This is a genomic window from Lentilactobacillus hilgardii DSM 20176 = ATCC 8290, from assembly GCF_000159315.1.
In the GTDB taxonomy this organism is placed as follows: Bacteria; Bacillota; Bacilli; order Lactobacillales; family Lactobacillaceae; genus Lentilactobacillus; species Lentilactobacillus hilgardii.
In genome coordinates this window covers 78,126-79,833 of the sequence record NZ_GG669994.1, presented here as the reverse complement: position 1 = coordinate 79,833, position 1,708 = coordinate 78,126, and the positions used below count along the sequence as shown (strand labels likewise).

2 protein-coding genes and 1 pseudogene are annotated in these 1,708 nt (G+C 32.4%); 1 reads left to right on the top strand and 2 read right to left on the bottom strand.

The features are described from left to right. Nucleotides 1-86: 86 nt before the first annotated feature. On the top strand, nt 87-464 hold the full coding sequence (locus HMPREF0519_RS07585; RefSeq protein WP_003635213.1) for a hypothetical protein: 378 nt from the start codon (nt 87-89) through the stop codon (nt 462-464). Nucleotides 465-797: 333 nt separating this feature from the next. Here HMPREF0519_RS07585 and HMPREF0519_RS07580 read toward each other — a convergent pair whose 3' ends face one another. Then, nucleotides 798-1,001 carry a DUF6440 family protein gene (locus HMPREF0519_RS07580; protein WP_225429196.1) on the bottom strand — a complete coding sequence of 68 codons (204 nt, stop codon included), beginning with the start codon at nt 999-1,001 and terminating at the stop codon, nt 798-800. 441 nt (nt 1,002-1,442) lie between these two features. Next, nucleotides 1,443-1,708, bottom strand: a pseudogene (locus HMPREF0519_RS14080) (DUF1453 domain-containing protein); the annotation flags it as partial.

Genomic DNA, 1,708 nt, shown 5'->3' with positions numbered 1-1,708 from the left:
CACCCCTTCCTTACTCAGGAAGGGCTTTTTCTTTTTTAATCCTATAATTTAACTTTGATATACTTAAAATAATAAGGAAGAAAAACATGAAAAAATATTTAATCATCATTTTATCCGTATATAGTTTGATCACCGGTTTAACCTGCTTAATTGGAAATCAGGCGAATGCTAAAAGCAATTCCAACTATCAAATAATCGCCAGTAAGCATGTTAATACCTATAAAACGCTTAATTCATTCAATAACAACGGTATTCTCCATGTTAAAAATCAGTATAAAAACAAGAATGTGTATGTTTGGAATAAAGAGCACACCAAGGTCCCTTACAATTTGAAAGATTTCCCTAATTCCTATCTTTCGGCTTTAACCAAGCAAACTTACCTTCATGGTGGCCATAAAAGTCTGTATTATGCCGCATACATTGTAACCCCAAAGGGTAATTCTTCAAGATACGGTCGTATCTGACAAGGTTATTTAACCAAAGGATATAATCGTCATTATCAGAAACTAAATTATTTAAGTCCAGTTGGTAATCTTGAATAAATTCAAAATTTTAGCATATGTTCAATAGCACATTCGTCAAAATAATTTTCCTTATAACTATCCCGATTAGGCGATTTAATCTAAAAGCTGTTAACCCTAAGACTCCATTAATCTAAATAATTATCAAAAATGGCTGAATCATCACTGATCCAACCATTTTTTCAATACTCAAATAAATTAAAGGGTGTCCACTCACACCAAGCGAGGTCTAATATTATTTATAGTAATAGTTGCTTTCTACACAGCTGACATTTTCTAATCTTTTCCAGCTAATAATGGCGTCCCATCTTTATCAACAAGCACTGTTCCACCGACATCACCCATTGAACCACCTTGGGATATGACTAAGTACTGGACCTTGGTTTCTTTATCAACAATGATATCTACATTTTGCTTTGTTTCCATTAATTCATTGGAAATTATACGGAATCTGTTTTCGGCTTTGTCTTTTCCAAACATATTAAATACTCTTTCATCCATACTTGTCTTTGATGACTATATCATCGCCCCCTGGTGGAGATAATAACAAGCTTAGAATCCACGACATAACAGTGCTACATAGACGGGCCAGACAGCATAACGACAATAAGACGGTAATGATAAAATGTTCTCATCATTAAATAAACGCCCCTAAGCATAAAGTCCAACAAAATATTATAGATAATAATCCACCCATCAAGACATTAATACTTGTATAGTGGGATAATCTGAATTTGACAGTTCACACATAACTGTTTGGGCTTTTGGGATTGATAATAATTAGTTTTGTCCTTAATATGGACAAGCCTTCATTGCCCTTCGTGCCTAGCTTGAAAGATCTAGTTGATTAGTATTGCACTTAAATTTTAAATTAGATTAATGATGAAAATCGAGGTAAGAATTGTTTTAAATAAAATACCTTTATTTACGAACGCTTAATTGTTTCTTAACTTGCATAGTCTTAAAAATACCGCCAAAGAAAAGGCCAATAGTAAAACCACAAATACACCCATAGAAAATATTAAATCGGAAATCATTGTAAAGTATTGGTCGAGTGGCAAGTACTACATTTAGAAAATATTTGATCAAGAAATTGAGCATCATAACTATTAACGGTATAATACTACCCTCTTGCATCAATAAACCATTTTTAATATAGAATGATTGATTTTTGTACAATAAATAGC